Genomic DNA, 24,411 nt, shown 5'->3' on the forward strand with positions numbered 1-24,411 from the left:
ATCCGGGCTACTGCAGCTAGGGCAGCAACTACTTCTCCGCCAGCGGGTGCAGGTCGCGGACCAGGCTCTTCAGCCGCTCCTCGACCACGTGGGTGTAGATCTGGGTGGTCGAGATGTCGGTATGGCCGAGCAGCGTCTGCACGATGCGCAAATCGGCCCCGTTGTGCAGCAGGTGGCTGGCGAAGGCGTGGCGCAGCACGTGGGGGGAGACCAGCCGGGCCTGCAGCCCTGAAGCGACCGCGAGCTCCTTCAAGTCGCGGGCAAAATGCTGCCGCGTCAGATGTCCGCTCTCGCCGAACGAGGGGAACAACCATTTCGAGGCCGCCACGCTGTTCTTCTTGTCTGCCTTGTTGTCCTTGGCCGCCTCTGTCGCCGCGAGATAATCGGCCATCGCCTGGCGCGAGGCCTCGTTGAGCGGCACCAGCCGTTCCTTGTTGCCCTTGCCGCGCACCACGATCATGCGGGCGTCGCGCTTCGCCGCCGTGCGCGGCAGCGCCACCAGCTCGGAGACGCGCAGGCCGGTGGCGTAGAGGACCTCGAGTAGACAATAGAGTCTCAGGGCGCGCAGCCGTTTCGACGGCGAGGCATCCTCAGCCTCGCTCAATTCCTTGGCGCGGCGGAGCATGCGATCGACATCCGCGATCGACAGCACCTTCGGCAGCCCGCGGCCGCGCTTGGGGCCGGACAGGATCGCCGCGGGATCGTCGGTTCTGATGCGTTCGTTCAGGAGGAAGCGATAGAGATGCCGCAGCGCCGACAGCCGTCGCGCGACGCTGGTGGACTTGAAGCCGCGCGTGTCGAGATCGGCGAGATAGTCGCGCAGCGTCTGTGTTTCCGCGTCCGCGAATGCATGCCCGACGCGGCCGAGAAACTCGGAGAAGTCGGTGAGGTCGCGGCGGTAGGCATCGAGCGTATTGGGGCCGGCGCCCTGTTCCGCCGCGAGCATGTCGAGGAACAGGCCGGTGAGTTTTGTATCTGAGGGCTTGTTATCGGAAGATCTGGCACGCATGCCCGGCAGGCTAGCCCCTATTTCTTGAGAAACTTATCCGGCGGGATCGTCACCGTCATTTCCCGCGGCTTTGGATTGACGAAGTTCGCCAGCGCGAAGACCACGCCGTAGACGATGCCGGCGATCACGGCGACGACCGTCAGGAAGCGGAACAGGCTGGGCATCGGCAGGATCTCGGAGAGGGTCTCGGTCAGGGGCTTGGCGGGCAAATTAACCAATGAAATCATCCAACACGTTCGCCGTTTCGTGGCAAGAGTCCTCTGGCGAGGGCCCCTGCGGGGTCGTATAGGTGGCCAAAGGATGCCGCCTTTGGCGGCAGATCGAGCGAGACCCATTCGAGCGAGACAAATGCCCGACGCCGCGTTGCCGATCCAAGCCTCGCCCGAGGCCGACATCCTGTCGGCGCTGGGGACGCGCTCGATCGTGCTCGTCGGCATGATGGGGGTGGGCAAATCCACCATCGGCCGCCGCATGGCTCTCAGGCTCAAGCTGCCCTTCGTCGATGCGGACACCGAGATCGAGGCGGCGGCCGGCATGACCATACCGGAAATCTTCGAGCGCCACGGCGAGCCGCATTTCCGCGACGGCGAGGCCCGCGTGATCGCACGTCTGCTCGACGGCGGTCCCATCGTGCTGGCGACCGGCGGCGGCGCCTTCATGCGCGAGGAGACGCGGACCCGGATCGCGGCGAAGGCGATCTCGATCTGGCTCAAGGCCGATCATGATGTCATCATGCGCCGCGTGCGCCGGCGCGCCGACCGTCCGCTGCTCCAGACCGCCGATCCTGAAGGAACCGTGACGCGCCTGCTCACCGAGCGCGAGCCGGTCTACGGCCATGCCGACCTCACCATCGCCTCCCGCGACGTGCCGCACGACAGAATCGTCGATGAGACCATCGAGACGCTACGCGCGCATCTTTGCGGCGAACGGGCGTCCCCGCCATCAGCCGACATCGCGAGTGCCGCACGATGACCGCGCCTTTGAAACATTCCGATCCCGTCAACGTCGAGGTCGCGCTGGAGAATCGCGCCTATGACATCGTCATCGGCCGCGGCGTGCTGGCCTCGCTCGGCGAACGGGTCGCGCGCCTGCGCCCCGGCGTACGCACCGCGATCGTGACGGATCGCACCGTCGCGAAATACTGGCTCGAACCCGCCGAGGCATCGCTGGCCGCCGCGGGCATTCCGACATCGCACATCGTCGTCGAGGAAGGCGAGATCTCCAAGACCTATGCCGGTCTCGAAAAGGTCAGCGAAGCCCTGATCGCCGCGAAGATCGAGCGCAACGATCTCGTCATCGCGCTTGGCGGCGGCGTGGTCGGCGATCTCGCCGGCTTCGCCGCGGCGATCCTGCGCCGCGGCGTCGACTTCGTGCAGGTGCCGACCTCGCTGTTGGCGCAGGTCGATTCCTCCGTCGGCGGCAAGACCGGCATCAACTCGCCGCAGGGCAAGAATCTGCTCGGCGCCTTCCACCAGCCGGTGCTTGTGATCGCCGACACCGCCGTGCTCGATACGCTGTCGCCGCGGCAGTTCCGCGCCGGCTACGCCGAGGTGGCCAAATACGGCGTGCTCGGCGACAAGGCCTTCTTCGCCTGGCTCGAGAAGAACCATTCCGACATCGCCAAAGGCGGTTCGGCGCGCGAGCATGCGATCGCGACCTCCTGCCGCGCCAAGGCCGGCGTGGTCTCGCGCGACGAGCGCGAGACCGGCGAGCGTGCGCTGCTCAATCTCGGCCATACGTTCGGCCATGCGCTGGAAGCCGCGACCGGCTTCTCCGACCGCCTGTTTCACGGCGAGGGCGTTTCGATCGGCATGACGCTGGCGGCGCAGTTTTCCGCGAAGCTCGGCATGATCGGCGACGCGGACGCCGCGCGCGTCGAGCGTCACCTGATCGAAGCCGGCCTGCCGACGCGCCTGCAGGACATCGCGGGCTTCGCGCAGGAGGGGCTTGCCGATGCCGACGCGCTGATGGCGCTGATGGCGCAGGACAAGAAGGTCGAGCGCGGCAGGCTCACCTTCATCCTGCTGGAGGCCGTGGGGCGGGCCGTCGTCGTGAAGAACGTCGAGCCGGCTCCGGTGCGCGACTTCCTCAAGGAGAAGCTCGCCCACAAGGCGTGACACGCGGTTGAACGGCGCTAAAGCGTTTTCGAGCGAAGTGGGTACCGGTTCGCGTCAAGAGAACGCGTCAAAACAAGAAACCAGAGTGGTTCATGGATTGGCTCGGCTTCACCATCGTCATTCTCTGCCTGCTCGTCTCCGGCTTCTTCGCCGCGAGCGAGACCGCGCTGACCGGCGCCTCGCGCGCCAGCATGCTGCGGCTCTCCAAGCAGGGTAATCGCGACGCCGACGTGGTCTCGCAGCTGCTCGACATGCGCGAGCGCCTGATCGGCGCGCTGCTGCTCGGCAACAACATCGCCAATATCAGTGCATCCGCACTGGCCACCAGCATCTTCACGGCCTGGTTCGGCGACGTCGGCGTGCTCTATGCCACCGGCTTGATGACCGCACTGGTCGTGATCTTCGCCGAGGTGCTGCCCAAGACCATCGCGATCAACGCGCCCGACCGCATGGCGCTCGCGGTCGCGCGCCCGATGCGGCTGACGATGTACGTGCTGGGGCCGCTGCTGCGGATCGTGGAAGTCATCGTGCGGCTGTTGATGCGCCTGTTTGGCCTTGCCGGCGAGCACCAGGCGATCCTGTCGCCGACCGAGCGCCTCCGCGGCGCGGTCGACCTGCTGCATCATGAAGGCAAGTTCGAGAAGCACGACCGCGACATGCTCGGAGGGCTGCTCGATCTGCGCGAGCTCCAGGTCTCCGACGTCATGATCCATCGCACCGAGATGACGATGATCAACGCCGACCTGCCGCCGGAGGATCTGGTGCGCGAGGTGCTGGCGGCCGAATACACCCGCATCCCGCTGTGGCGCGAGAAGCCGGAAAACATCATCGGCGTGCTCCACGCCAAGGATTTGCTGCGCGCGATCCGCGCGGCCGACGGCGAGACCTCGCGCATCGACGTCTCCACCATCGCGCTGCCGCCCTGGTTCGTGCCGGAGATGCGGCCCGTCTCCGAGCAGCTCAAGGCGTTCCGCCGCCGCAAGACCCATTTCGCCCTGGTCGTCGACGAGTACGGCGAAGTTGAAGGTCTCGTGACGCTGGAAGACATTCTGGAAGAGATCGTCGGCGACATCTCCGACGAGCATGACGTCGTGGTCGCGGGCGTGCGCGCCCAGCCGGACGGCTCGGTCGTCGTCGACGGCTCGGTGCCGATCCGCGACCTCAACCGCGCCATGGACTGGCACCTGCCCGACGAAGAGGCAACGACGGTCGCCGGCCTCGTCATTCACGAGGCGCGCTCGATCCCCGACCGCGGCCAGAGTTTCACCTTTCACGGCTTCCGCTTCCGCGTCCTCCGCCGCGAACGCAACCGCATCACCGCACTCCGTATTTCACCGGTGCCGCGCGAGACGGAAATAGAGGAAGCCAAGCGGCGGCGGGCGGGGACGTCGTTTTAGGATTCGCATGACCCTGTTGCCCCTCATGGTGAGGAGCGCCGAAAGGCGCGTCTCGAACCATGCAGGCCAGGATGCCGCCGCGGGGGCCTGTATCCTTCGAGACGCGCGCAACTGCGCGCTCCTCAGGATGAGGAGAAATGGCGCCGTCCGACGCTTGAACTGGCGAGCTAGCTCCCGCCTTCCCCCGGCGCTTGCGCGTGGATCGCCAGCGCGTGCACGCTGCCGGAGAGTTCCGCGGCCAGCGCCGAATTTATCATGCGGTGGCGATCGACCCGGCTCTTCCCTTTGAAGGCGGAAGACACAATATAAACGCGGAAGTGCGTCTCGCCGCTCGGCCGATGGCCGGCGTGGCCCTCATGCAAATGTGACTCGTCGACGACTTGCAGGCTTTCCGGCGTGAAAGCTTCCTGCAACTTGTTGCTGATAGTGTCTCTGATGGCCATCTGGGTCATTACGGTGCGAGATCGCTCTCCGTATTGCATAGGCCGCCTCTGGCGGCCGTTCAAGGACGCCTCAGCATAGCTTCGGCTATGCTTTTCAGCTAATTGCAATGTCAAGACTTGAAGGTTTTTGCATTGCGTAGTCAAAGTCAGCCATGCCGATCGATTCATCAAAGTTCTTCGACTCCATCCGGGTCAAGCCGAAAGGCAAGCAACCGGAAGTGAAGCCGCGCGACGCCGTGGTCAATTGCGAATGGACCGGGTGCCAGAACAAGGGCGCGCATCGTGCGCCCAAGGGTCGCGACAACCAGCGTGAGTACTGGCACTTTTGTCTGAACCATGTGCGCGAGTACAACCAGAACTACAATTTCTTCTCCGGCATGAATGCCGACGCTGTCGCGCGCTATCAGAAGGATGCGCTGACCGGCCATCGTCCGACCTGGAAGATGGGCGCCAATGGCGGCGTCAAGAAAGGCGCGGAAGCCGAGATCGACGGCGCCTTCGATCCGTTCAGCATGTTCCAGGAGCTCAACGGCCGCACCGGCTGGCGCGCTGGCCCGCAGGCCGCGCCCAAGGCCGAGACGCGCAAGATCATGAATGCCGAGCGCAAGGCGCTCCAGGTGATGGGCCTCGGCCCCGAGTCCACGCTCGCCGACGTCAAGTCCAAGTACAAGGCGCTGGTGAAGCAGCACCACCCCGACGCCAACGGCGGCGACCGCTCCACCGAGGACCGCCTGATCGAGATCATCAAGGCGTATAATTACCTAAAGACCGTGGTGCGCGAGGCGTAGGCCTCTCCCCGCGCCGTAGTATCGTAGGGTGGGCAAAGCGAAGCGTGCCCACCACTTCTGTTGCGGTGTTGGATCGATGGTGGGCACGGCGCAAGTGCGCCTTTGCCCACCCTACGATTCCCGGCTTGCGGAGATATCCGCGGTCCCTCACGCCTCCGGCATCGCCCCCACATATGACGAGCTCGGCCGGATCAACCGCCCGGTCCGCTGCTGCTCGCGCGCATGCGCCGTCCAACCGGCGGCGCGCGCCACCGCGAAGATGGGCGTGAAGGCCTGCCTCGGGATCGCCAGCGCATCGAGCAGGATCGCGGTGAAGAACTCCACATTGGTCTCCAGCGGCCGCTCCGGATTCTTCTTGCGCAGCGCGCTGCGGATATAGGCCTCGACCTCGCCGGCAAAGGGCAGGCCGGCGCCGTCCGATGCCAGCGCCTCGATCGCGGTCTTGAGCACATCTGCGCGGGGGTCGCGCACGCGATAGACGCGGTGGCCAAAACCCATCATCCGCTCGCCGCGGGCGAGTGCAGCGTCCACCCAGGGCTGGATGCGCTCGCGCGAACCGATCGCGTCGAGCATTTCCAGCACCGGCTCCGGCGCGCCGCCATGCAGCGGACCCGTCAGCGCGCAATAGCCGGCGGTGACGGCGGCAAACAGATCAGCCTGCGTTGAGGCCACCACGCGCGCGGTGAAGGTCGAGGCGTTCATGCCGTGGTCGCTGGCGGTGACGAGATAGGCGTCCAGCGCCGTGACCTCGCGTGGTTCAGGCGCGCGCCCGTGCAGCATGCGAAGCGTATCGGCAGCATGGCTCACGTTCGGATCGGGCGCCACGGGATCGAGACCCCTGGCGCGGCGGACGAGCGCGCCCGCAATCACCGGGAATGCGCCGACGATTGTCGCCTCATGGGCAAGGCCGTGCTCGGCGCGAAGTCCCGCGACCGCCGCGCGAAACCCGTCGATGATGCCCATGCCGCGCGTTGCTGGCAGCAACTCATCCAGCCGCGCGAAGGCGCGCTCGCGTGCGGCGCCCAGGCTCGCGCGCACATTAGCTTCGCTCAGCGTGGTCGTGCTGGCGCCGTTCCAGAGCCGGGCGGTGACGCCCTCAAAACTCGACTGGCTCGCCAGTCGGCCAACATGCTCCCCGGCGATGATCAACTCGCCGCGCTCGCCGTCGACATGGCTCAGCACGGTTTCGGCTGCAGGAACGCCGTCCAGCCCGATCTGGCTTTTGGTGAGGTGGATGTTCATGGCCCAAATCTCCTTTGCACCAGCCAAAGGTCGGGCCTCTCGACAGATTGATCAATCTTGATTACATAAATCAATATGAAAAATTCGGAAGGTCTCTACCTCTCCGCCCGGGAAGCCGCCGCCGAGCTCGCGATCTCGCCGGCCACGCTCTACGCCTATGTCAGCCGCGGCCTGATCCGCTCCGAGCCGACGCCGGACTCGCGCAAGAACCGCTATCGCGCCGAGGACGTCCGGGCGCTGAAGGAGCGCCGGGTGCCGTCGCCGGAGCCGCGCGGCCTGCGCAGCTTCGATGCCGATCTGCCGGTCATGGACACCGAGATCTCCACCATCACCGAGGAGGGCGCGATCTATCGCGGCGTCAACTGCGTCGATCTCGCCGAAAACGATACGCTGGAGCACACGGCGACGCTGCTGTGGGACGTCTCCGGCGTCGATCCGTTCGCCCCGGATAATCAGCCTGCGATGTCCGACGAGATGCGCCTGATCGCGCAGGCCGCGCGCCGGGCGGCACCGATCGATCGCGCCATTGCCGTGCTGGCGCTCGCATCGAGCGCCGATCCCCGCGCGTTCACGCGTGCGCCGGATGGCCGCGCCATGGTCGGTGCGCGCATCGTCCGGCTTCTGGTCGCGACCATGCTCAACACGGATCCGTCCGCCGAGCCGCTGCACCAGCAGATCGCGAGGGCCTGGGCGCCCGACAACAAGCACGCGGCCGATCTCATCCGCCGCGCGCTGGTTCTGCTCGCCGAGCATGAATTGAACGCGTCCACCTTCACCGCGCGCTGCGCGGCCTCGACCGGCCTCAATCTTTATGATTCCGTCATCGCCGGCCTCGCCGCGCTGAAGGGACCGAAGCACGGTGGCGCCGGCGTGCTCGCCTCGCAACTCGTCAAGGCGCTGGTGGATCGTGACGTCGAGCCGATGGTCCGCGAACGCGTCGCGCTCGGCGAACGCTTTGCGGGCTTCGGTCACGGTGTCTACAAGCGGGGCGATCGGCGCGCGCAGTCGCTGCTGAATGCCCTGGCCCGCGCCGGCGCACCGCGCAAATTCACCAAAGAGGTGCCGGAGCGCATCGCGGAGGCGACCGGCGAACTCGTCAATATCGACTACGCGCTCGCGGTGCTCGTGCACGCGCTGCGCCTGCCGGGAGGCAGCGAGCTCGCGTTGTTTGCGATGGCCCGCAGCGTCGGCTGGGTCGCCCATGCCAGCGAGCAATTGCAGTTCGGCAAGCTGATCAGGCCAAGGGCAAGGTATGTGGGACCGGCACCGGGACGAAGGGCGGGGGTTGCGGATTCCAGGGGATAATCAAAAACCCTCATGGTGAGGAGCGCGGAACGCGCGTCTCGAACCATGCAGGCCCGGCTTTCGCCCGCGGCCATCCTTCGAGACGCCCGCCGTTGGCGGGCCCTCAGGATGAGGGCGGTGCGCCTGGATACACTCTATCACCCCCGCGGCTTCGCCACCGCGACACCGCCGCCGTTCCGGCGGCGATAGATCCAAACCGCCGCGCCTACGACGATTGCCACGCCGACCACGGTCAAAATCCACATGTGCTTGTACGGATGCCCATGGTGCGGCAGCCCGGCATATTCGTGCAGGGCCGACACCGCCAAAACACCCGGCAGCACATGCGCCGGCGCCCAGACCAGGATTGCGGGGATGTTGATGGCGTAGAAGCGGGCCGGGGGCATGCCCAGCGCGCCCGCGGTGACCGGGACGAAGGCCCGGATCGGCGGCACGAAGCGGGCGAAGAACACCGCCCAGGTGCCGAAGCGGTGGAAGAAAGTCTCGCTCTGCTCGACCACACGCGGATAATTGGTCAGCGGCCAGGTGTTGAGGATCTCCCGCTGCTGCCGGTGCCCGATCCAGTAAGCCGAACCATCGCCGAGCACTGCGCCGAGCGCTGCCGCCAGCAACACCCATTGCAGCCTGAGCTCGCCGCCTGGGACCAGGGCGCTCAGCGCCAGGATGATGGTCGAGCCGGGGATGACCGAGCCCACCACCGGAACCGCCTCCAGCAGGGCCGCCAGGAAGAGGGTCAGATAGGCCAGCCACGGATGGGCCGAGACGAATGAAATGAGGGGATCGAGAAAGGACGTCACATCGTCTCTGTGGTGGGATTGGGCCTTGGGATTGGCCTTGGGATTGGCCTTGGGGTTCGGACCCTACATAAGTAACGAGCGCCGGTAAAAGTGCCACCCGCGTGAGCAGGACCGTGCCCTCGGCACGAAATTCAGGCGTGATTCGCAGGGCAGCCTTCCAAAAATCGCGTTCCTTGCCTATCTAAATGAAAAGACAACGGAACTTTGATTGGGGGGCGGGCTTCTGCCCGCACGTTGTCTCTGATAGGTTCGCAACAGCACCCAGCCGCAGCCAACGTGCAATAACTGGTCTCGGGATCGCCCGGGACCTCGGAGGATTGATGACGACCGCCGCGATGTCCAAAGTTGAGGAAGTTTCCGGTTTGCCCGACATGAAGGTGTCGGTGCGCCAGGTGTTCGGGATCGACAGCGATCTCGAAGTCCCCGCTTATTCCGAAGTCGATCCTCACGTCCCCGAAGTCGATTCCGATTACCGCTTCGATCGCGCCACCACGCTCGCCATTCTCGCCGGCTTCGCCCACAACCGCCGCGTCATGGTCACGGGCTATCACGGCACCGGCAAATCAACCCATATCGAGCAGGTCGCCGCGCGGCTGAACTGGCCCTGCGTGCGCGTCAACCTCGACAGCCACATCAGCCGGATCGACCTCGTCGGCAAGGACTCGATCGTGGTCCGCGACGGCAAGCAGGTCACCGAATTCCGCGACGGCATCCTGCCCTGGGCGCTCCAGCACAACGTCGCGCTGGTGTTCGACGAATACGACGCCGGCCGCCCGGACGTGATGTTCGTGATCCAGCGCGTGCTGGAAGTCTCCGGCCGGCTGACGCTGCTCGACCAGAACAAGGTGATCAAGCCGCACCCGGCATTCCGCATGTTCTCGACCGCAAACACCGTCGGCCTCGGTGACACCTCGGGCCTCTATCACGGCACCCAGCAGATCAACCAGGGCCAGATGGACCGCTGGTCGATCGTCACCACGCTGAACTACCTCAGCCATGACGAGGAAGTGGAGATCGTGCTGGCCAAGGCCAAGCACTATCGCACCACGGAGGGCCGCGACATCGTCAACAAGATGGTTCGCCTCGCCGATCTCACCCGCAACGCTTTCGCCAATGGCGATCTGTCGACGGTGATGAGCCCGCGCACGGTGATCACCTGGGCGGAAAACGCCGACATCTTTAGCGACATCGGTTTTGCGTTCCGGGTCACCTTCCTCAACAAGTGCGACGAGCTCGAACGTCCCCTCGTAGCCGAGTTCTACCAGCGCTGCTTCAACGCGGAGCTGCCGGAATCGGCGGTGAACGTGGCGCTCAGCTGATTTCACGCGATATGTCGTCCCGGCGAACGCCGGGACCCATACCGCGTGATGTCTCGAGTGAAGCGCCGCCGATAATTTCTCCTGACGCAATGATCGCCGGTGGTTATGGGTCCCGGCCTTCGCCGGGACGACGGGTAAGGGCGAGATGAGCACCACCTCCAACTCCAAATTCCGCAACACCAAGGAAGCCCCGACCGAGCCGTTCAAGCGCTCGGTGGCCTCCTGTTTGAAGGCGATCGCCAAGGCGCCCGAGCTCGACGTCAGCTTCGCCGCCGAGCGTCCCGGGCTCGCACCGGGCAAGGCGCGGCTGCCCGAACCCGCGCGAAAAATGACCAGGCGCGATGCCGCGATCGTGCGCGGCCATGCCGACTCGATCGCGCTCAAGCTCGCCTGTCACGATCCGAAGCTGCATCGCAAGCTGATGCCCGGCAATCCGCAGGCGCGCGGCGTGTTCGAGGCGGTGGAGCAGGCCCGTGTCGAGGCGATCGGTGCGCGGCGCATGGCGGGCGTTGCGAAGAACCTCACCGCGATGCTCGACGACCATTTCCATCGCGGCAAGTTCGACGAGATCACCGATCGCGCCGACGCGCCGCTCGCCGACGCGCTGGCGATGCTGGTGCGCGAACGCCTGACCGGCATGGCGCCGCCGACGGCCGCCAAGAAGATGGTCGATCTCTGGCGTCCCATCCTCGAAGACAAGATCGGCAGGCGGCTCGATCGGCTCGATACCGTGGTCGAGGACCAGACCAGGTTCGGCGATGCCGTGCATGATCTCCTGACGGCGCTCGAGATCGGCGACGAGCGCAGCGCCGACAGCGAAGACAATGACGAGAACGACGAGAACCAGGACGGCGACAACGATCAGTCCGGCGCCGAGGGCTCGCCCGATTCCGACGCCGCGCAGGAGATGAGCGCTGATCAAGCCCAGGCGTCGAGCGAGGAGATGAGCGAGAGCGCGATGGAAAGCGCGCAGGCCTCGACCTCCGACACCTTCGACGACGGCGAACTCGGCGACGACGAGACGCCGGGCGAGGCGACGCGACCGAATTCGCACGGCAAGAACGAGCCGCGCGGGCCGGAATATCACGCCTTCGCGCCGAAGTTCGATGAGATCATCGCCGCCGAAGACCTCTGCGACCATGACGAGCTGGAGCGCCTGCGCGCCTATCTCGACAAGCAGCTCGCACATCTGCAGGGCATCGTCGCCCGTCTCGCCAACCGCCTCCAGCGGCGCTTGATGGCGCAGCAGAACCGCGCCTGGGAGTTCGATCTCGAAGAGGGCATTCTGGACCCCGCGCGGCTGTCGCGCGTGGTGACCGATCCCTATCACCCGCTGTCCTTCATGCACGAGAAGGAGGCGACGTTCCGCGACACCGTGGTGACGCTGCTCTTAGACAATTCCGGTTCGATGCGCGGCAGGCCGATCACGGTCGCGGCGACCTGCGCCGACATCCTCGCCCGCACGCTGGAGCGTTGCGGCGTCAAGGTCGAGATTCTCGGCTTCACCACGCGCGCCTGGAAGGGTGGCCAATCGCGCGAGGCGTGGCTTGCCGCCGGCAAGCCGGCCAGTCCGGGCCGTCTCAACGATCTCCGCCACATCATCTACAAATCGGCAGACGCCCCGTGGCGCCGTGCGCGGAAGAATCTCGGCCTGATGATGCGCGAGGGGCTGCTGAAGGAGAACATCGACGGCGAGGCGCTCGACTGGGCGCACAAGCGCCTGCTCGGCCGGCCCGAACAGCGCAAGATCCTGATGATGATCTCCGACGGTGCGCCGGTCGACGATTCAACGCTGTCGGTCAATCCCGGCAACTACCTCGAGCGGCACCTGCGCCACATCATCGAGGAGATCGAGACCCGCTCGCCGGTCGAGCTGATCGCGATCGGCATCGGCCATGACGTGACGCGCTATTACCGCCGCGCGGTGACGATCGTGGACGCCGAAGAGCTCGGCGGCGCCATCACCGAAAAACTCGCCGAACTCTTCAGCGAGACCAACACCGCGCCCACGCAGCCGGCCAACCGCCCGCGACGCAAATTGCATTCGTGAGCAAGCATCGATCCCGCCGCAGCTTTATCGGCCACGCGGCGGCGGGATTTTCCACTCTCGCACTGTCTCGTCTGGCGCAGGCACAGCCCGCGCCGAAGCCGGCGCTCATCGAGCACGCCGTCGCCGCGCCCGTTGGCATCGAGGTCAACGCGCGGCCGATTCCCAATTTCGAGCCGCGCGACCGCGCGCGCACGCGGTTCGGTTCGCTGGACTATCGCGGCGGCCTGGTGCTGACCTCGCCGCATCGCGGCTTCGGCGGCCTGTCCGGCTTCCGCTTCCTCGACACCAAAGGCGAGCGCTTTCTCGCGATCTCCGACCAGGGCACCTGGTTCACCGGTCGCATCCGCTATTCCGGGCGGAGCATGACCGGTCTCGACGACGTCGAGGCTGCGCCGGTGCTCAATGCGGAGGGGCGGCCGATCACGGAGAAGCGGCTGTGGTACGACACCGAGTCGCTCGCGCGCGACGGCGACCTCGTCTATGTCGGGCTCGAGCGTGTCAACCAGATCATGCGGTTCGATTTTTCGAAGGGCGGCACGCGCGCCCGCGGCGAGGTGCTGCAGACGCCGCCGGCGGTGCGAAAGTTGCCCTATAACAAAGGGCTCGAGGCGCTGGTGTTTGTCCCCAAGGACATACCAAAGGGGCAGCCGCTCGCGGGCACCTTGATCGCGCTGTCGGAGGGCGGCTTCGATGCCGACGGCAATCTGATCGGATTCTTGCTCGGCGGCCCGACGCCCGGCCAGTTCAGCATTCGCCGCACCGAGCAGCAGCTGATCAGCGATGCGGTGCTGCTGCCCTCGGGCGATCTCCTGATTCTCGAACGCAAATTCTCCTGGTTCACCGGCGTCGATATCCGCATCCGCGCGATCCCCCTGAAATCGATCGCGCCGGGCGCATTGGTCGACGGCCCCGTGCTGTTCAAGGCAGATCTCGGCCACGAGATCGACAACATGGAAGGCATCGACGCCCACGTCACGCCTGACGGCGAGACCGTGCTGACGCTGGTGTCCGACGACAATTTCTCGATGCTCCAGCGCACCCTGCTGCTGCAGTTCGCGCTGGTGGAGTAGGGCCTATCTCTTGTCGTCCTGGACAAGCGAGCAGAGCGAGCGCTGATCCAGGACCCATTACCCCAGGGAGTGGTTTGGCGAAAGCTCGTGGTTATCAATCCGCGCAACACCGCTAGCTGGGGTAATGGGTCCTGGCTTTCGCCAGGACGACGACTGCGGTGCAATGCATGACGCTACGAGCCGCCATGCCCGCCGCGCGGCTGGCAATCGGCGCATCGCTCACTACACTCTCCTCAACTCCCGCCCCCATCCCGGAACTCCCCCGCATGAGCGTCCTGTTTTCCCCGATCAAGCTGCGCGGCCTGAATTTGAAGAACCGCGTCGTGGTGTCGCCGATGTGCCAATATTCGGCCGAGGACGGCGTTCCCACCGACTGGCACTTCACCCACATCAACAATCTCAGCCTGTCCGGCGCGGCGATGTTCTGCATCGAGGCGACCCATGTCGAGGCGATCGGCCGCATCACGCCGGGCTGCCTCGGGCTTTACAGCGATGCCGCCGAGGCCGCGCTGAAGCAGATCCTCACCTCGGTGCGGAAACATTCCTCGACCGCGGTCGCAATGCAGCTCGCGCATGCGGGCCGGAAAGCGTCGAGCGCGCGGCCCTGGGACGGCGGTCAGCTGATCCCGCAGGACCAGGGCGGCTGGCAGGCCGTGGCGCCGTCAGCGCTGCCGCACAAGGAGGGCGAAGCCGCGCCGCTGGCGCTCGACGCCGCCGGCCTCAAGCGCATTCGCGATGCCTTCGTCGAGTCGGCGAAGCGCGCCGATCGCATCGGCATCGACGCGATCGAGCTGCACGGCGCGCACGGCTATCTCCTGCATCAGTTCCTGTCGCCGATCTCGAACAAACGCACCGACGAATATGGCGGCTCGCTCGAAAACCGCATGCGCTTCCCGCTGGAGGTCTACGACGCGGTGCGCGCGGTGTTCCCGCACGACAAGCCGATCGGGATGCGGGTGTCGTCGACCGACTGGGTCGAGGGCGGCTGGGACCTGGCGCAGACGATTGAGTTCGCCAAGGCGCTGAAGGCGCGCGGCGTCGACTGGATCGATGCCTCCTCCGGCGGCGTCTCGCCGCTGCAGAAGATCGCGCTCGGCCCCGGCTATCAGGTGCAGTTCGCAGAGGCGATCAAGCGCGAGACGGGTTTGCCCACCATCGCCGTCGGCCTGATCACCGAGCCGAAGCAGGCCGAAGACATCGTCGCCTCCGGCAAGGCCGACATGGTCGCGCTCGCCCGCGGCATGCTCTACGATCCCCGCTGGGCCTGGCACGCCGCAGCGGAGCTCGGCGGCGAGGTCGAAGCCCCGCCGCAATACTGGCGCTCGCAGCCCTCGACGCAGAAGGCGCTGTTCGGCAAGACGACGTTCGGGGCGCGGTGAGGGGGGCGAATGTGGCGCGACGACCGCGCCGCAAACTCGTCATTGCGAGGAGCCCTTGCGACGAAGCAATCCAGACTGCGTCCGCGGAAAGAGCCTGGATTGCTTCGCTGCGCTCGCAATGACGGTCGGGGAGGCATGCGCCCACGCAAAGGTCGCCGCGCTTGCGTCCTTTGGTCCTAAACCATCCCACCTCACGCATCCGTAAACCCTCTCACCTTCCACCTCCGCCAAATCTGGCCTAACCTCGCGTGCGTCCAACGCCTCGCGGAGGCCTGCCATGCGGTTTCGTATCCGGAAAGCTGCCCACGTCATCGAGCGCGTGGGGCTTGCGATGGCGGGCGCGGCGTGCGGGCTGTTCGTCGGCGCTTACGTGGGATCCGCGATTCCCGCGCTCACCACGGAAGGCTTCCTGCTGCTGATGATGGTGCTGGGCTTCGTCGGCTTCTATCTTGGCATCGACACACCGCAGCTGCCCTTCGACGAGGCCCACGGCGACATCGACGCCGCGGAACTGTTGAGCTCCGCCGGCACGCTCTGCGCCACATTCACTGCGCTCGCCTCCGTCGCCATCATCGTGCTCCGCCTCGAACCGCATATTGCGTGGAGCTGGTTTGCTTTGTTCGGCTGGATCGCCGGCGTCGCGATGCAGATCGTCGCGGGGGCAAAGGCGCGGATGCGGAAGTCGTGAATTTGTTGTGTTGGGAGAGATCGCGCCGCAAGCACAGTGCGTTCCCTCCCCCCTTGTAGGGGAGGGCTAGGGAGAGGGGTAGCCACACGGCGTGCTCTGTCGAATGAAGCGAGACTCTGTTGCCGTCACTTCGCAGGTCGCCGACACCTTTTGCTGGGCCACCCCTCTCCCCAACCCTCCCCCACAAGGGGGGAGGGAGCCGAGCGGAGTGTGGAGCGCGGCCTTGTTCAGCAGCTGGAAGGACTCAAAACACCACGCCCACTTTCGTGCCGCGCTTCCACGCCACGCGGCAGCGCTTCTTGGTGTTCACATGCAGCAGCTCGAAGCGATCGGGAATCTTCACCTGGCCGCCGAGATCGACGCAGGCGCCGCCCGGCGAATAGTCGATCAGCGTGCAGGGGATCACCGGCGCGCGCGGGTCGGTGATGATCTTGGCCTGGCGGGACACGAGGCCCGAGGGTTTGACGCGGGCATGTCGTCGCGGATGCATTGGCACTCTCCTCCAATTTCCGCGGATGGCGCGGGTGGTCGGGAGATGATGCCAAGGAGTTGATTCGATCCGGCTAAGGCGGGGCGGAGAATTTTAATGAAAAGTGTCGGCGAATGGAGAAAGCGGCGGTAGCGGGGTGCGGCTGCCATCAAAGCCCGTCCGTCATTGCGAGCGCAGCGAAGCAATCCAGACTTCCTCTGCGGAAAGATTCTGGATTGCTTCGCTGCGCTCGCAATGACGAGCGGAGTCACCCCACCACGATCTCCCCCGCCTCGCCTCCAGCGCCCACACCCGGCGGCACCGGCATCGGCACCGTCACATACTCCTTCGGCAGATTCACCGGCCGATAGCCCGGCTCCACCGCCATCCGCTTCACCACGCTCTCATGCACATGCGCGCCTTCGGGGATGAGGCGCGGTTCGCAATCGGGGATGTAGAGCCCCATAAACACCTTCCGCTCCGGCCATTCCTTGTAGGTCGCGCTCTTCGGCAGATACTCCAGCACGCGCCAGGGCGCCGTCATCGAATTGTGCAGCTCGCCGGTCTTGCCGGTGAAGGCGGGCGACACGTATTGGAACGGCGAGTTCTTGCGCTGGATGCCCCAGGCGAGCTGGTTCACGGTGCGCGGGTTGAAGTTCAGCCCCGCCTTCGTCGCCTCCTCGATCATCCAGAGCAGCGGATATTTGGACTCGCCGCTCTCGGCTTCCGGATAGCCGCCGCCGACGTCGCAATGCACGCCGGCGAACCACACCTGCAAAATGTCCTGCGGCTCCTTCTTGTCGTCGGGCACGAAGCGGTTGCGCCAGTAATCCTGCGGCTCCTCATACTGCTTGAGGCGGAACATGCAGCGCCGCTCGTCGATGGCGATCGCCTGGCGGAAGATGTTGACGCTGGGATTGCGCAGCGTGAAGGCGAGCTCCTCGAAGCTCGGCAAATAGCCCCGGTCGGCGCGCGGCACGATCACGCTCGCCACCGTATCCCAGACGCCGATGAAGTGGATGGTCGGCCAGCGCGACGAGGTGATGCGTGCGAACTGGGCGGCGAGATCGAACTTGTTTTTCGGCAGCGGCCCGCTGTCGTCAAAACCCTCATCGACGAGGTCGCTGACATCGTTGCCGCGCCCGGTGCCGGAATATTGCTTGTAGGCGACGAGGCCACTGCCTGCGAGGTTGGCCTGCTCCGGCGAGATCAGGCCGATCTTGTGGATCAGCCCCGCCAGCACGCGCACGGTATAGGCGCCGCGCGAGAAGCCGAACAGGTAGATCCTGTCGCCCGGCGCGTAGTGCTCGACCAGGAAGCAATAGGCCGACAGCGTGTTGTCATCGAGCCCGTAGCCGGTGGCGAGCCCCAGCACCAGATTGATGTTGGCTTTCCAGCGGTGCCACGTCGACGGCTCGGTCACCGTGCCGACCCCGGGATCGTAGAACACCATCTGCCGCGGCCGCGTCTTGTCGGTCTTGCGCAGGCAGCGATACAGCTTCAGGACGTTGGAGATGTTTTCGGAAATCTCGTTGCCGGTGCCGTCACAGCAGATGACGAGATTCTTCGGCTCGGATGTGTGGTCGGCGTTGCGCTCGTGCTCCACAGGATACCCCTCCCGCTGATGCTACCCGGGCGAGTATAGCGGAAAAGAGCGGGGAGAAGGAGATGTATGGCCGGAAGTTCGACTGTGGCCATCCTTCGAGACGCCCGCCTGCGGCGGGCCCTCAGGATGAGGGATGAGTGTGCGGTAGCATTTCAACGCACATGAGTGCAGCCAAGCCTCATCCTGAGGAGACCGCGAAGCGGTCGTCTCGAAGGACGAGGCGCTCGCTCAGGCGCCGCTGAGCGTCCTATGCGAGAGCCCCGCCGTTGTGAAAGAGGCCTCGCCGCTACTTCTTCTTCCCCTGCCCGATCTCCGGCTGCCACGCCGCATCCTTGCGGCTGGGCGCTGCGGCGCTGGTCTTGATCTTGTCTTTTTTCGGCTTCTTGGTCTCGCGGTTGCTGCGTTGTTGTCCCTTGGCCATGACGTCGTCTCCTCCTGGGTTTCGAGTTCGTCCGCGTACGAGATCGGCGCTGCAATGGTCGCTGGGCATGACGACGAGACGCCTCCGCCCGAGCCATTGAAGATCGCCGCCGCGCACACGAGGCGCGAAAGATGCAGCGCAACATCGACGCGCGGCAATTGCGTGAGCTGCGCTGACGTGGTCGAGCGTACGCCCGCGCCCTGCCGATGGCGAGGACTAAAACGCCGCGCGCGAGTGTCGCGCTTGCAGCTTAAGTCCCGGCCCGCGCTGACATAAAGCTGGCTATTGCCGGGTAACAAGCGCATGGTTCGCCACGGCTGGCGTCGGTTGGGGCCCCTTCTTTGCGAAAGGCAGGCGCGCATGACCATCCGCTCGCGGCGAGAAACCATCACCTTCAAGCATCCATTCCACATCCGCGGCCTCGAACGCGAATTGCCGGCCGGCGCTTATGAGGTCGTCACCGACGAGGAGATGATCGAGGGCCTGTCCTTCGCGTCCTATCGCCGCGTCGCCACCATGATCACCGTGCCCTCCGAGGGCGTGCGCGGTGCGACGGAGATGCTGTCGATCGGCTCGGTCGACCTGGCGGACGCCCAACGTATCGACGCGAGTGCCTGAAATGACTGACATCCCGGTCGATCTCGACAGCCACCGCGGCATGGCCGCCCAGAAGGCAACCGATCTGCGCCGCGCGCTGGCCGATGTCGAGGCCCAGGTCAGGGAGCTGCGCGAGCGCGAGGCCGAACTCGAAAACCGCATGATGTCGGTGCCCGCCACGTCCTGGCCGGAGGCCGCCGTGAAGGCCCGCCATCTGCTCAACCTCTATGCCGCCAGCCTGCCCACCGAGGACACCCGCCACCGGGCGCTGGTCGCCGCGCTGTTCGACGATTTCGCAAGGCTCAACGGCGACGGCTGAAGGCGACCAACTCGTGGCGCGATAACGCAGCGCTCGCAAACACAGGCGTCGTCCTGGCGAAAGCCAGGACCCATAACCACCGAAGTGCATTGTTTTGCACGCTTGCGCCACAGCGTGCTTCGCTGACCGGCGCCCCCAGTGCACGACGCGCGGACGCCAAAGGAGTACCCCATGACGCTCACCAGCAGCCGCTTCATCGCCCACGACCAGGACCGCGGCATCGTCCAGTTCTCGATGCAGGACGGCAGTAAGGAGATCGCCTGCGCGATCTCGACCTCCGCCATGGACGACCTCGAACGCGGCCCGCGCGCCAGGCCCAGCGAGCGCGAGGAGCAATTCACCCGCCTGCGCGAGCGCATCGAAGCCTGCACCGGACGCAAATATCAGGCAACCGAGTTCGAGGGCACGCCGCCGGGGATCGTGCTGCGGAGCATTGATTTTCGGGGGTAGGGGGATCGCTCCAATGATACATCGCTGCGATACTAGCATTGCAGCGCCAAGGCCGGCTGGAAGATGAAGTTAAGAGCGATGCCTCACTAAAAGCTTGTGATGACACTGGCCTCAACTAGGTCAGCCCTAGACGGGCTTTCCAGGCAACTCGAAGAGAACGCCGGCAACCGGCCATAGCTTTTGTAAGCAATTCTTTTCCGAACCAATTGGACTTAGCACAATTGGCCAATATTCGCCCCCACTATGCAGGCTCTCAAGTACTGCACCTCCATCCGGCTGGAGACGGAGACGTTTGAAGTAATGCGTGCCATTCGAATCTTCGACAATGACAGGTCTTCCATCTTGAGCACTGATGGCTGCTTGCGACGTAAGAGCGTCTTGCACGATCAAGTACTGACCGTCGAGGGCTAAAGGTTCAGCGCTTTTGCCTTCGACCTCAACGATACCCAGCGCGGTCTTCGCAAGGTATGTCAGCGCTGCCTGGCCTCCACAATCGCATATCTCGTTTCTGCTGGTCTGCAATACCGCCGAAGAGCTACGTTTCTCGAAGAGGACCCCTACAATTTTTCGCACGTCGAGAGATCCCCGGTGCGTTACCACCGGAGCGGCGATCTCACGAGGGTTGACGGCTTGAGCCGTAAGAGCTGCGACGTTGCTAACGTTGTCAGAAATTTCGAGTCGTCGCGCAAGTAGTCGGTCGTCGAATCGAGCCACAACAAGCGACCGATTGGAAACCTCGCCATATTCTCTTGTGATCAAGATGTCGCCTACTCGTGCGACAGGTTCGAGCGTCGTGGCGGTCAGTCGAAACGCAGAATGCTTCCCGAGCGTAATCCCAATCTGTTCGACTGATTTAAATTCGCTCATGTCGATTGTGCCGTCTGCAGCCCGACCGTCGCTGAGCGCCGCTGCGCGCCCAAGTATTTTCAGTGGAATGGTACGAACGGCGGCCTGATGACCTTCCGGCATCTCAACAGTCGCGGGGGTTGAAAAAAGAAACTCCATTCCGCCGTGAAGCTTACGATAGTCACGGATCGTGCGATAGGCGCCCTCAATCGCCGGACCAAGCTTCTTCCACAGAGTGCGGACGGCTACGGCCTCCTGCATGCCGAACTGTCGGCCGGTCGTATGATGAGGGCCCTCAATATAGCTGGTTTCAGGGCTGCCCTTGCGAATCAAGGCCAATACCGTCCCAATGACGGGAGCATCCCAAGGAGTGAGACCGGCTTTGTTTGATCGCTCAAGCAAGTCACGCAGATCGCCCAGCGCCATCATTCGGACATCGCCATCGCGGCCCCTTACTATCGTCTTCAGAAGCCCTTCTGCGTACTCGCGTACATCAGCCAAGTAATCTTGCGCTGCTTTTGGGGTCTTCTCGGTGTTGGCAATGGCCCATGCTCTATCGATCTTTGCACCTTCCAAAACCGCAGCGCGATCTGAACGAGGCCCACATGCAATCAGAAGGCCGTCCCGTCCCGTTACACCGTCCATCTTAATCAAATCCACGAAGCCTATATCGTGTGTTGTGATTACGATTTGAATGCTGCTGCTTTCATGTTGAAGTTTGGCGATGTAGTTCGCCCATCGGGAGCGATGAAAATCATCAAATGTCGATTGAGGATCGTCAAACATCATCAGGGGCAAACAGTCTCTTCCGAATTGCTCGACCAGTTCCTCTCGTAGAGCAAAGACGAACGCCCAAAGCACGGCTCTTATCCATGATGTGTTCGCGACGACTGTGGCATCCACACTTAAATCAGCGGAGAAATTAGCTTGAACGCGCAAACCTTCCTTTCGGTCGAGCGCCGCGCTTTGCGGCGTCTCCCGACTTTCTAAGCTCCTCTAATTCAGCTTTCAGTACCAGATCCGAAAGGGGAGTACTGCAGAGCGGGCAGTCAGCGACAATGCCACCAAGGTTCTCTTCATGCCAATGAGCGCCGATCGCCTTTAGCTGAAACTTTGTGTCCAGTTGCGATTTTCGAAGAAGAACTAAGGCTTCATCTAGGCTTGATCTGGCCGTGTTAATTGCAACTTCGAGCGACGCTACTGCTTGAATACTTAGTGCAGATTGAATTGAGCTAACAGTCTTCCAGGCGGGGAGGATTGCCACGTATTCAACCCTCCGAAACCCTCCGCCTCGATCAACGAAAGTTTCCAAGGCCCGGCCGATCCAAGAGGAGTATGGCTCGCAGTTGCTGCTTGTATGGCCGGATCGTGCGTTGCCTCAAGCGCTTTCTGGAGACCTGCGATGAATTCGGCAGGAAGCGAAGTTGGTAGGCGCACGCTCGAACCGAGAAGATATTCGAAGAGGCGCCGTTGCGTTGGCGTCGTAAGTTGCAATGCCGCCTGGCTTCCGCTTGCATCTGCGAAAGACAGGCTGTCGCCTGCCAATAACGTCTTCTCGATATCTGCTTTCGTAAGGCGCGCCACAGACATCTCGTGAAATAATTGAGGGGCGGCTAAGCCGGAAAAGAGCGGAGCGAAAATGCAATTGAGCTAAAGTTCAAAGTTTGAGCACGATGGTAGTTGCGGATCATGTAGTCAACAACTTGTGGAAGCTAATACCAATTATGTTCGCGGGAATTCAGCGCGTTGCGCCGCGGCAAAAACAAAAACGGCCGGATCTTCCGATCCGGCCGTCACGCAAAACTCTTCCAGCTAAGCCTACGCCTCGCGACGCAAGCCCTCGCCCAATCGAAAATTCTTAGCTCGCCTTCTTCGCCGGCGCGGGAGCAGGGCCGACCTTCTTCTGGATGGCGCGCTTCAGCTCGAGGGCGCGCGGCGACAGCACGGCGGCCTTGGCCTTGAGCAGGAAGGGATCGAGGCCGCCATTGTGGTCGACGCTCTTGATCGCGTTGGTGGAGACGCGCAGGCGCACGTTGCGGCCCAGTGCTTCGCTGATGAAGGTCACGTTGACCAGGTTCGGCAGGAAGCGGCGCTTGGTCTTGATGTTGGAGTGGCTGACCGTGTGGCCGACCTGGGGGCCCTTGGCCGTCAATTCGCAGCGGCGAGACATGGCAAAATCCTCAATCTTTCCCAACGATGTGCGGCCGCCATTCGGGGCGCCACGGGCAAATTCTCTGTCCTTGCAGGGAGCGGGCGGACGTATAGGGGGGAAGCGGCGGGACGTCAAGGTTTTGGGGCGGGTTTCGTGCTCCAAGGTAGGTGTCATCGCCCGGCTCGCCCGGGCGATCCAGTACTCCGAGACGGCGCGGCTGACCAGAGGGGCCGCGGCGTACTGGATGCCCCGCCCCAGTGCGCAAAAGGCGGGGCATGACGGCGGTGGAGGTGGCGGGGTGAGGTGCGCGGTTCTGACCCGCCCCGATCACCAAAACGGCAATGATTATCGCGCCTTACCATCACATAAAGGGCGTATTCGCGCCCGAAGAGTCCAGTGGAGTTCCGGACGCGGATAGGCCCGGACGCATTGCTTGGCGCGGTTTTTGGCTTAAGTAACAACCGTTCGCGCCCCGATTGGATTGTTTCGTGCTCACAACGCCTCATCTTGCGCCAAGTCTGCGTCCAAATGAGCTGCGCCCAAATGAGCTGCGCTCAGCGGAGCGGCGCGCAAGGAATCCACGCGCAAGTCATCCGCGCTCTGCGGGACGCTGGGTCATGGCGGCCCTTGGCGGGCTGGTTTTGGCGTGGGCGGCGGAGCCCGCGGCGGCGCAGGGCAAGCTCGAGGCGCAATACGAGGCGACGTTGTCGGGCATTCCCGTAGGCCGAGGCGCCTGGAACATCGACATCCAGGACGATGTGTTCGCGGCCGCGGCCTCCGGCGGCACCTCGGGGCTCTTGAAATCGTTCGCGGGCGGGTCGGGCACCGGCGCCTCGCAGGGCCGCGTCGTCAACGGCGCGCTGGTGGCGACCGGCTACCAGGCCTCCACCACCACCTCGAAGAAGACCGAAGAGATCCGCATCACGCTCGACAAGGGCAATGTGAAGGATTTTGCCATCCTGCCGGAGCCGCCGGTCGATCCCGACCGCATCGTCGTCACCGATGCGCATCGCCGCGGCGTCTGGGACCCGATGACGGCCTCGCTGGTGCGCGTATCAGGCACCGGCGACGTGCTGTCGGCGGACGCCTGCCACGGCAGCGCCGCCGTGTTCGACGGCCGCATGCGCTACGAGCTCAAGCTCGATTTCAAGCGCATGGAGAACGTCAAGGCGGAGAAGGGCTATCACGGCCAGGTCGTGGTCTGCTCGCTCTACTTCGTGCCCATCGCCGGCTACATTCCCGACCGCCCCGTGATCAAATATCTCGCCGCCCAGCGCAATATCGAGGTCGCGTTCGCGCCGATCGCCGGCACGCGCATCCTGGTGCCGTTCTGGCTGAAAGTGCCGACCCCGCTCGGGCCGGCCATGCTGGAGGCGACCAGCTTCATCACCACGGCCCAGCCGCCCAGGATCGCGAAGACGCAGTAGGCCGGGCGTCCCGCGCTGAACCTCCCTTTTTGGCAAAAATAAATGTGAATGATTTCAATGACATGCCTACTGTGCATGGGGTTGTTTTCGCACTTTTTGTTTGGAGCGGGTCGAGAGCAGGGAATCCATTTGACTCCTCCCCGATTCTGATTCGACTCCGCGCCATCCCCAGCTTTAACGAATCCGCCATCGAAACGTCGCTTGTGCGGCGGGCCAAAACTCCATCTAGTGCGAACCCAATAAGCCTCCCGCGACATCTTGCGAGAACGGAACAGGACTCAAGGGGGAGTCAGCGATTCGGCCGCGATTCGTTCTCAACTCGTTCCGAAGCTTAAAGCCAACGGGAAAAGCGTCGCAAAGTGAGACAGTTGCGCGAGGTTCGGGGAGAATGCTCCCACACTCTTGGTGTCATCGCCCGGGGTGTCCCGGGGGTACCCCAACCCCCCGGCGGGGGGGGGGGGGGGGGGCCCCCCCCCCGCCCGGGGTGCCCCCCGCCACCCCCGCGCGCCCGCGCGCCGCC

General features: G+C 64.3%; 25 protein-coding genes. 14 read left to right on the forward strand and 11 right to left on the reverse strand.

Annotation, left to right across the window (positions count from 1 at the left end):
* Window positions 1–28: 28 nt before the first annotated feature.
* Together xerD and AC0L3K_RS27980 are read right to left on the reverse strand one after the other, a co-directional pair.
* On the reverse strand, window positions 29–1,009 hold the full coding sequence (gene xerD / locus AC0L3K_RS27975; RefSeq protein ID WP_007599222.1) for a site-specific tyrosine recombinase XerD: 981 nt from the start codon (window positions 1,007–1,009) through the stop codon (window positions 29–31).
* A 17-nt stretch (window positions 1,010–1,026) separates the two neighbouring features.
* Entirely contained in the window at window positions 1,027–1,173 is a 147-nt protein-coding gene (locus AC0L3K_RS27980; RefSeq protein WP_035669499.1) for a hypothetical protein, read from the reverse strand.
* 184 nt (window positions 1,174–1,357) lie between these two features.
* Here AC0L3K_RS27980 and AC0L3K_RS27985 point away from each other — a divergent pair, with 184 nt between their 5' ends.
* From AC0L3K_RS27985 to AC0L3K_RS27995, 3 genes are all read left to right on the forward strand, one after another.
* Window positions 1,358–1,981 carry a shikimate kinase gene (locus tag AC0L3K_RS27985; RefSeq protein WP_354200589.1) on the forward strand — a complete coding sequence of 208 codons (624 nt, stop codon included), beginning with the start codon at window positions 1,358–1,360 and terminating at the stop codon, window positions 1,979–1,981.
* Complete coding sequence (gene aroB / locus AC0L3K_RS27990; RefSeq protein ID WP_473367286.1) at window positions 1,978–3,126, forward strand: 3-dehydroquinate synthase; 1,149 nt, start codon at window positions 1,978–1,980, stop codon at window positions 3,124–3,126. Before AC0L3K_RS27985 ends, aroB begins: the two co-directional genes overlap by 4 nt.
* Window positions 3,127–3,218: 92 nt before the next feature.
* A complete protein-coding gene (locus AC0L3K_RS27995) occupies window positions 3,219–4,523 on the forward strand; it encodes an HlyC/CorC family transporter (protein WP_473367287.1) in 1,305 nt (434 codons plus the stop codon).
* Window positions 4,524–4,690: 167 nt separating this feature from the next.
* Here the strand turns inward: AC0L3K_RS27995 and AC0L3K_RS28000 are convergent, their stop codons facing one another.
* Window positions 4,691–4,966: a BolA family protein gene (locus AC0L3K_RS28000; protein WP_026232423.1), complete on the reverse strand. Its 276-nt coding sequence runs from the start codon at window positions 4,964–4,966 to the stop codon at window positions 4,691–4,693.
* A 152-nt stretch (window positions 4,967–5,118) separates the two neighbouring features.
* On the opposite strand from AC0L3K_RS28000, the gene AC0L3K_RS28005 reads away from it, so the two are divergent.
* On the forward strand, window positions 5,119–5,754 hold the full coding sequence (locus AC0L3K_RS28005) for a J domain-containing protein (protein WP_007599228.1): 636 nt from the start codon (window positions 5,119–5,121) through the stop codon (window positions 5,752–5,754).
* A gap of 147 nt (window positions 5,755–5,901) precedes the next feature.
* Here the strand turns inward: AC0L3K_RS28005 and AC0L3K_RS28010 are convergent, their stop codons facing one another.
* On the reverse strand, window positions 5,902–6,996 hold the full coding sequence (locus AC0L3K_RS28010; protein ID WP_219679458.1) for a citrate synthase/methylcitrate synthase: 1,095 nt from the start codon (window positions 6,994–6,996) through the stop codon (window positions 5,902–5,904).
* Window positions 6,997–7,071: 75 nt separating this feature from the next.
* On the opposite strand from AC0L3K_RS28010, the gene AC0L3K_RS28015 reads away from it, so the two are divergent.
* Window positions 7,072–8,301 carry a citrate synthase family protein gene (locus AC0L3K_RS28015; RefSeq protein ID WP_219679460.1) on the forward strand — a complete coding sequence of 410 codons (1,230 nt, stop codon included), beginning with the start codon at window positions 7,072–7,074 and terminating at the stop codon, window positions 8,299–8,301.
* A gap of 137 nt (window positions 8,302–8,438) precedes the next feature.
* Here the strand turns inward: AC0L3K_RS28015 and AC0L3K_RS28020 are convergent, their stop codons facing one another.
* The gene (locus tag AC0L3K_RS28020; RefSeq protein ID WP_473367288.1) at window positions 8,439–9,098 is read right to left on the reverse strand and encodes a DedA family protein; all 660 of its coding nucleotides are present in this window, start codon (window positions 9,096–9,098) and stop codon (window positions 8,439–8,441) included.
* A 320-nt stretch (window positions 9,099–9,418) separates the two neighbouring features.
* Here AC0L3K_RS28020 and cobS point away from each other — a divergent pair, with 320 nt between their 5' ends.
* The 5 genes from cobS to AC0L3K_RS28045 all read left to right on the forward strand — a co-directional run bounded on the left by cobS (window position 9,419) and on the right by AC0L3K_RS28045 (window position 15,604).
* Entirely contained in the window at window positions 9,419–10,417 is a 999-nt protein-coding gene (gene cobS, locus AC0L3K_RS28025; protein ID WP_007599232.1) for a cobaltochelatase subunit CobS, read from the forward strand.
* Between the two features lie 145 nt (window positions 10,418–10,562).
* Window positions 10,563–12,467 carry a cobaltochelatase subunit CobT gene (cobT, locus tag AC0L3K_RS28030; protein ID WP_007599234.1) on the forward strand — a complete coding sequence of 635 codons (1,905 nt, stop codon included), beginning with the start codon at window positions 10,563–10,565 and terminating at the stop codon, window positions 12,465–12,467.
* Complete coding sequence (locus AC0L3K_RS28035) at window positions 12,464–13,537, forward strand: esterase-like activity of phytase family protein (RefSeq protein ID WP_219679465.1); 1,074 nt, start codon at window positions 12,464–12,466, stop codon at window positions 13,535–13,537. Before cobT ends, AC0L3K_RS28035 begins: the two co-directional genes overlap by 4 nt.
* A gap of 266 nt (window positions 13,538–13,803) precedes the next feature.
* Window positions 13,804–14,916, forward strand: a complete 1,113-nt coding sequence (locus tag AC0L3K_RS28040; protein ID WP_473367289.1) for an NADH:flavin oxidoreductase/NADH oxidase — start codon at window positions 13,804–13,806, stop codon at window positions 14,914–14,916.
* 277 nt (window positions 14,917–15,193) lie between these two features.
* The gene (locus tag AC0L3K_RS28045; protein WP_007599237.1) at window positions 15,194–15,604 is read left to right on the forward strand and encodes a hypothetical protein; all 411 of its coding nucleotides are present in this window, start codon (window positions 15,194–15,196) and stop codon (window positions 15,602–15,604) included.
* Window positions 15,605–15,848: 244 nt separating this feature from the next.
* On the opposite strand, the gene AC0L3K_RS28050 is transcribed toward AC0L3K_RS28045, so the two are convergent.
* From AC0L3K_RS28050 to AC0L3K_RS28060, 3 genes are all read right to left on the reverse strand, one after another.
* Window positions 15,849–16,094 (reverse strand): PilZ domain-containing protein, encoded by a 246-nt coding sequence (locus AC0L3K_RS28050; RefSeq protein WP_473367290.1) that lies wholly within the window; start codon window positions 16,092–16,094, stop codon window positions 15,849–15,851.
* Between the two features lie 247 nt (window positions 16,095–16,341).
* Window positions 16,342–17,679, reverse strand: a complete 1,338-nt coding sequence (locus tag AC0L3K_RS28055; RefSeq protein ID WP_473367291.1) for a DUF2235 domain-containing protein — start codon at window positions 17,677–17,679, stop codon at window positions 16,342–16,344.
* Between the two features lie 286 nt (window positions 17,680–17,965).
* A complete protein-coding gene (locus AC0L3K_RS28060) occupies window positions 17,966–18,100 on the reverse strand; it encodes a hypothetical protein (protein WP_279664826.1) in 135 nt (44 codons plus the stop codon).
* A gap of 360 nt (window positions 18,101–18,460) precedes the next feature.
* Between AC0L3K_RS28060 and AC0L3K_RS28065 the strand changes: the two genes are divergently transcribed.
* The 3 genes from AC0L3K_RS28065 to AC0L3K_RS28075 all read left to right on the forward strand — a co-directional run bounded on the left by AC0L3K_RS28065 (window position 18,461) and on the right by AC0L3K_RS28075 (window position 19,466).
* A complete protein-coding gene (locus AC0L3K_RS28065) occupies window positions 18,461–18,718 on the forward strand; it encodes a hypothetical protein (protein ID WP_027515171.1) in 258 nt (85 codons plus the stop codon).
* A 1-nt stretch (window position 18,719) separates the two neighbouring features.
* Window positions 18,720–19,016: a hypothetical protein gene (locus AC0L3K_RS28070; RefSeq protein ID WP_018452940.1), complete on the forward strand. Its 297-nt coding sequence runs from the start codon at window positions 18,720–18,722 to the stop codon at window positions 19,014–19,016.
* A 171-nt stretch (window positions 19,017–19,187) separates the two neighbouring features.
* Entirely contained in the window at window positions 19,188–19,466 is a 279-nt protein-coding gene (locus AC0L3K_RS28075; RefSeq protein WP_007604598.1) for a DUF1488 family protein, read from the forward strand.
* A 126-nt stretch (window positions 19,467–19,592) separates the two neighbouring features.
* Here AC0L3K_RS28075 and AC0L3K_RS28080 read toward each other — a convergent pair whose 3' ends face one another.
* The 3 genes from AC0L3K_RS28080 to rpmB form a co-directional block, all read right to left on the reverse strand.
* Window positions 19,593–21,173 (reverse strand): hypothetical protein, encoded by a 1,581-nt coding sequence (locus AC0L3K_RS28080; RefSeq protein WP_473367292.1) that lies wholly within the window; start codon window positions 21,171–21,173, stop codon window positions 19,593–19,595.
* Between the two features lie 351 nt (window positions 21,174–21,524).
* Window positions 21,525–21,896 carry a hypothetical protein gene (locus tag AC0L3K_RS28085; protein WP_473367293.1) on the reverse strand — a complete coding sequence of 124 codons (372 nt, stop codon included), beginning with the start codon at window positions 21,894–21,896 and terminating at the stop codon, window positions 21,525–21,527.
* Between the two features lie 274 nt (window positions 21,897–22,170).
* The gene (gene rpmB, locus AC0L3K_RS28090; protein ID WP_354159848.1) at window positions 22,171–22,482 is read right to left on the reverse strand and encodes a 50S ribosomal protein L28; all 312 of its coding nucleotides are present in this window, start codon (window positions 22,480–22,482) and stop codon (window positions 22,171–22,173) included.
* A gap of 599 nt (window positions 22,483–23,081) precedes the next feature.
* On the opposite strand from rpmB, the gene AC0L3K_RS28095 reads away from it, so the two are divergent.
* Window positions 23,082–23,891 (forward strand): DUF3108 domain-containing protein, encoded by an 810-nt coding sequence (locus AC0L3K_RS28095; RefSeq protein ID WP_473254841.1) that lies wholly within the window; start codon window positions 23,082–23,084, stop codon window positions 23,889–23,891.
* Window positions 23,892–24,411: the final 520 nt, after the last annotated feature.

The sequence above is a fragment of the Bradyrhizobium sp. MI1.10 genome, from assembly GCF_055811035.1.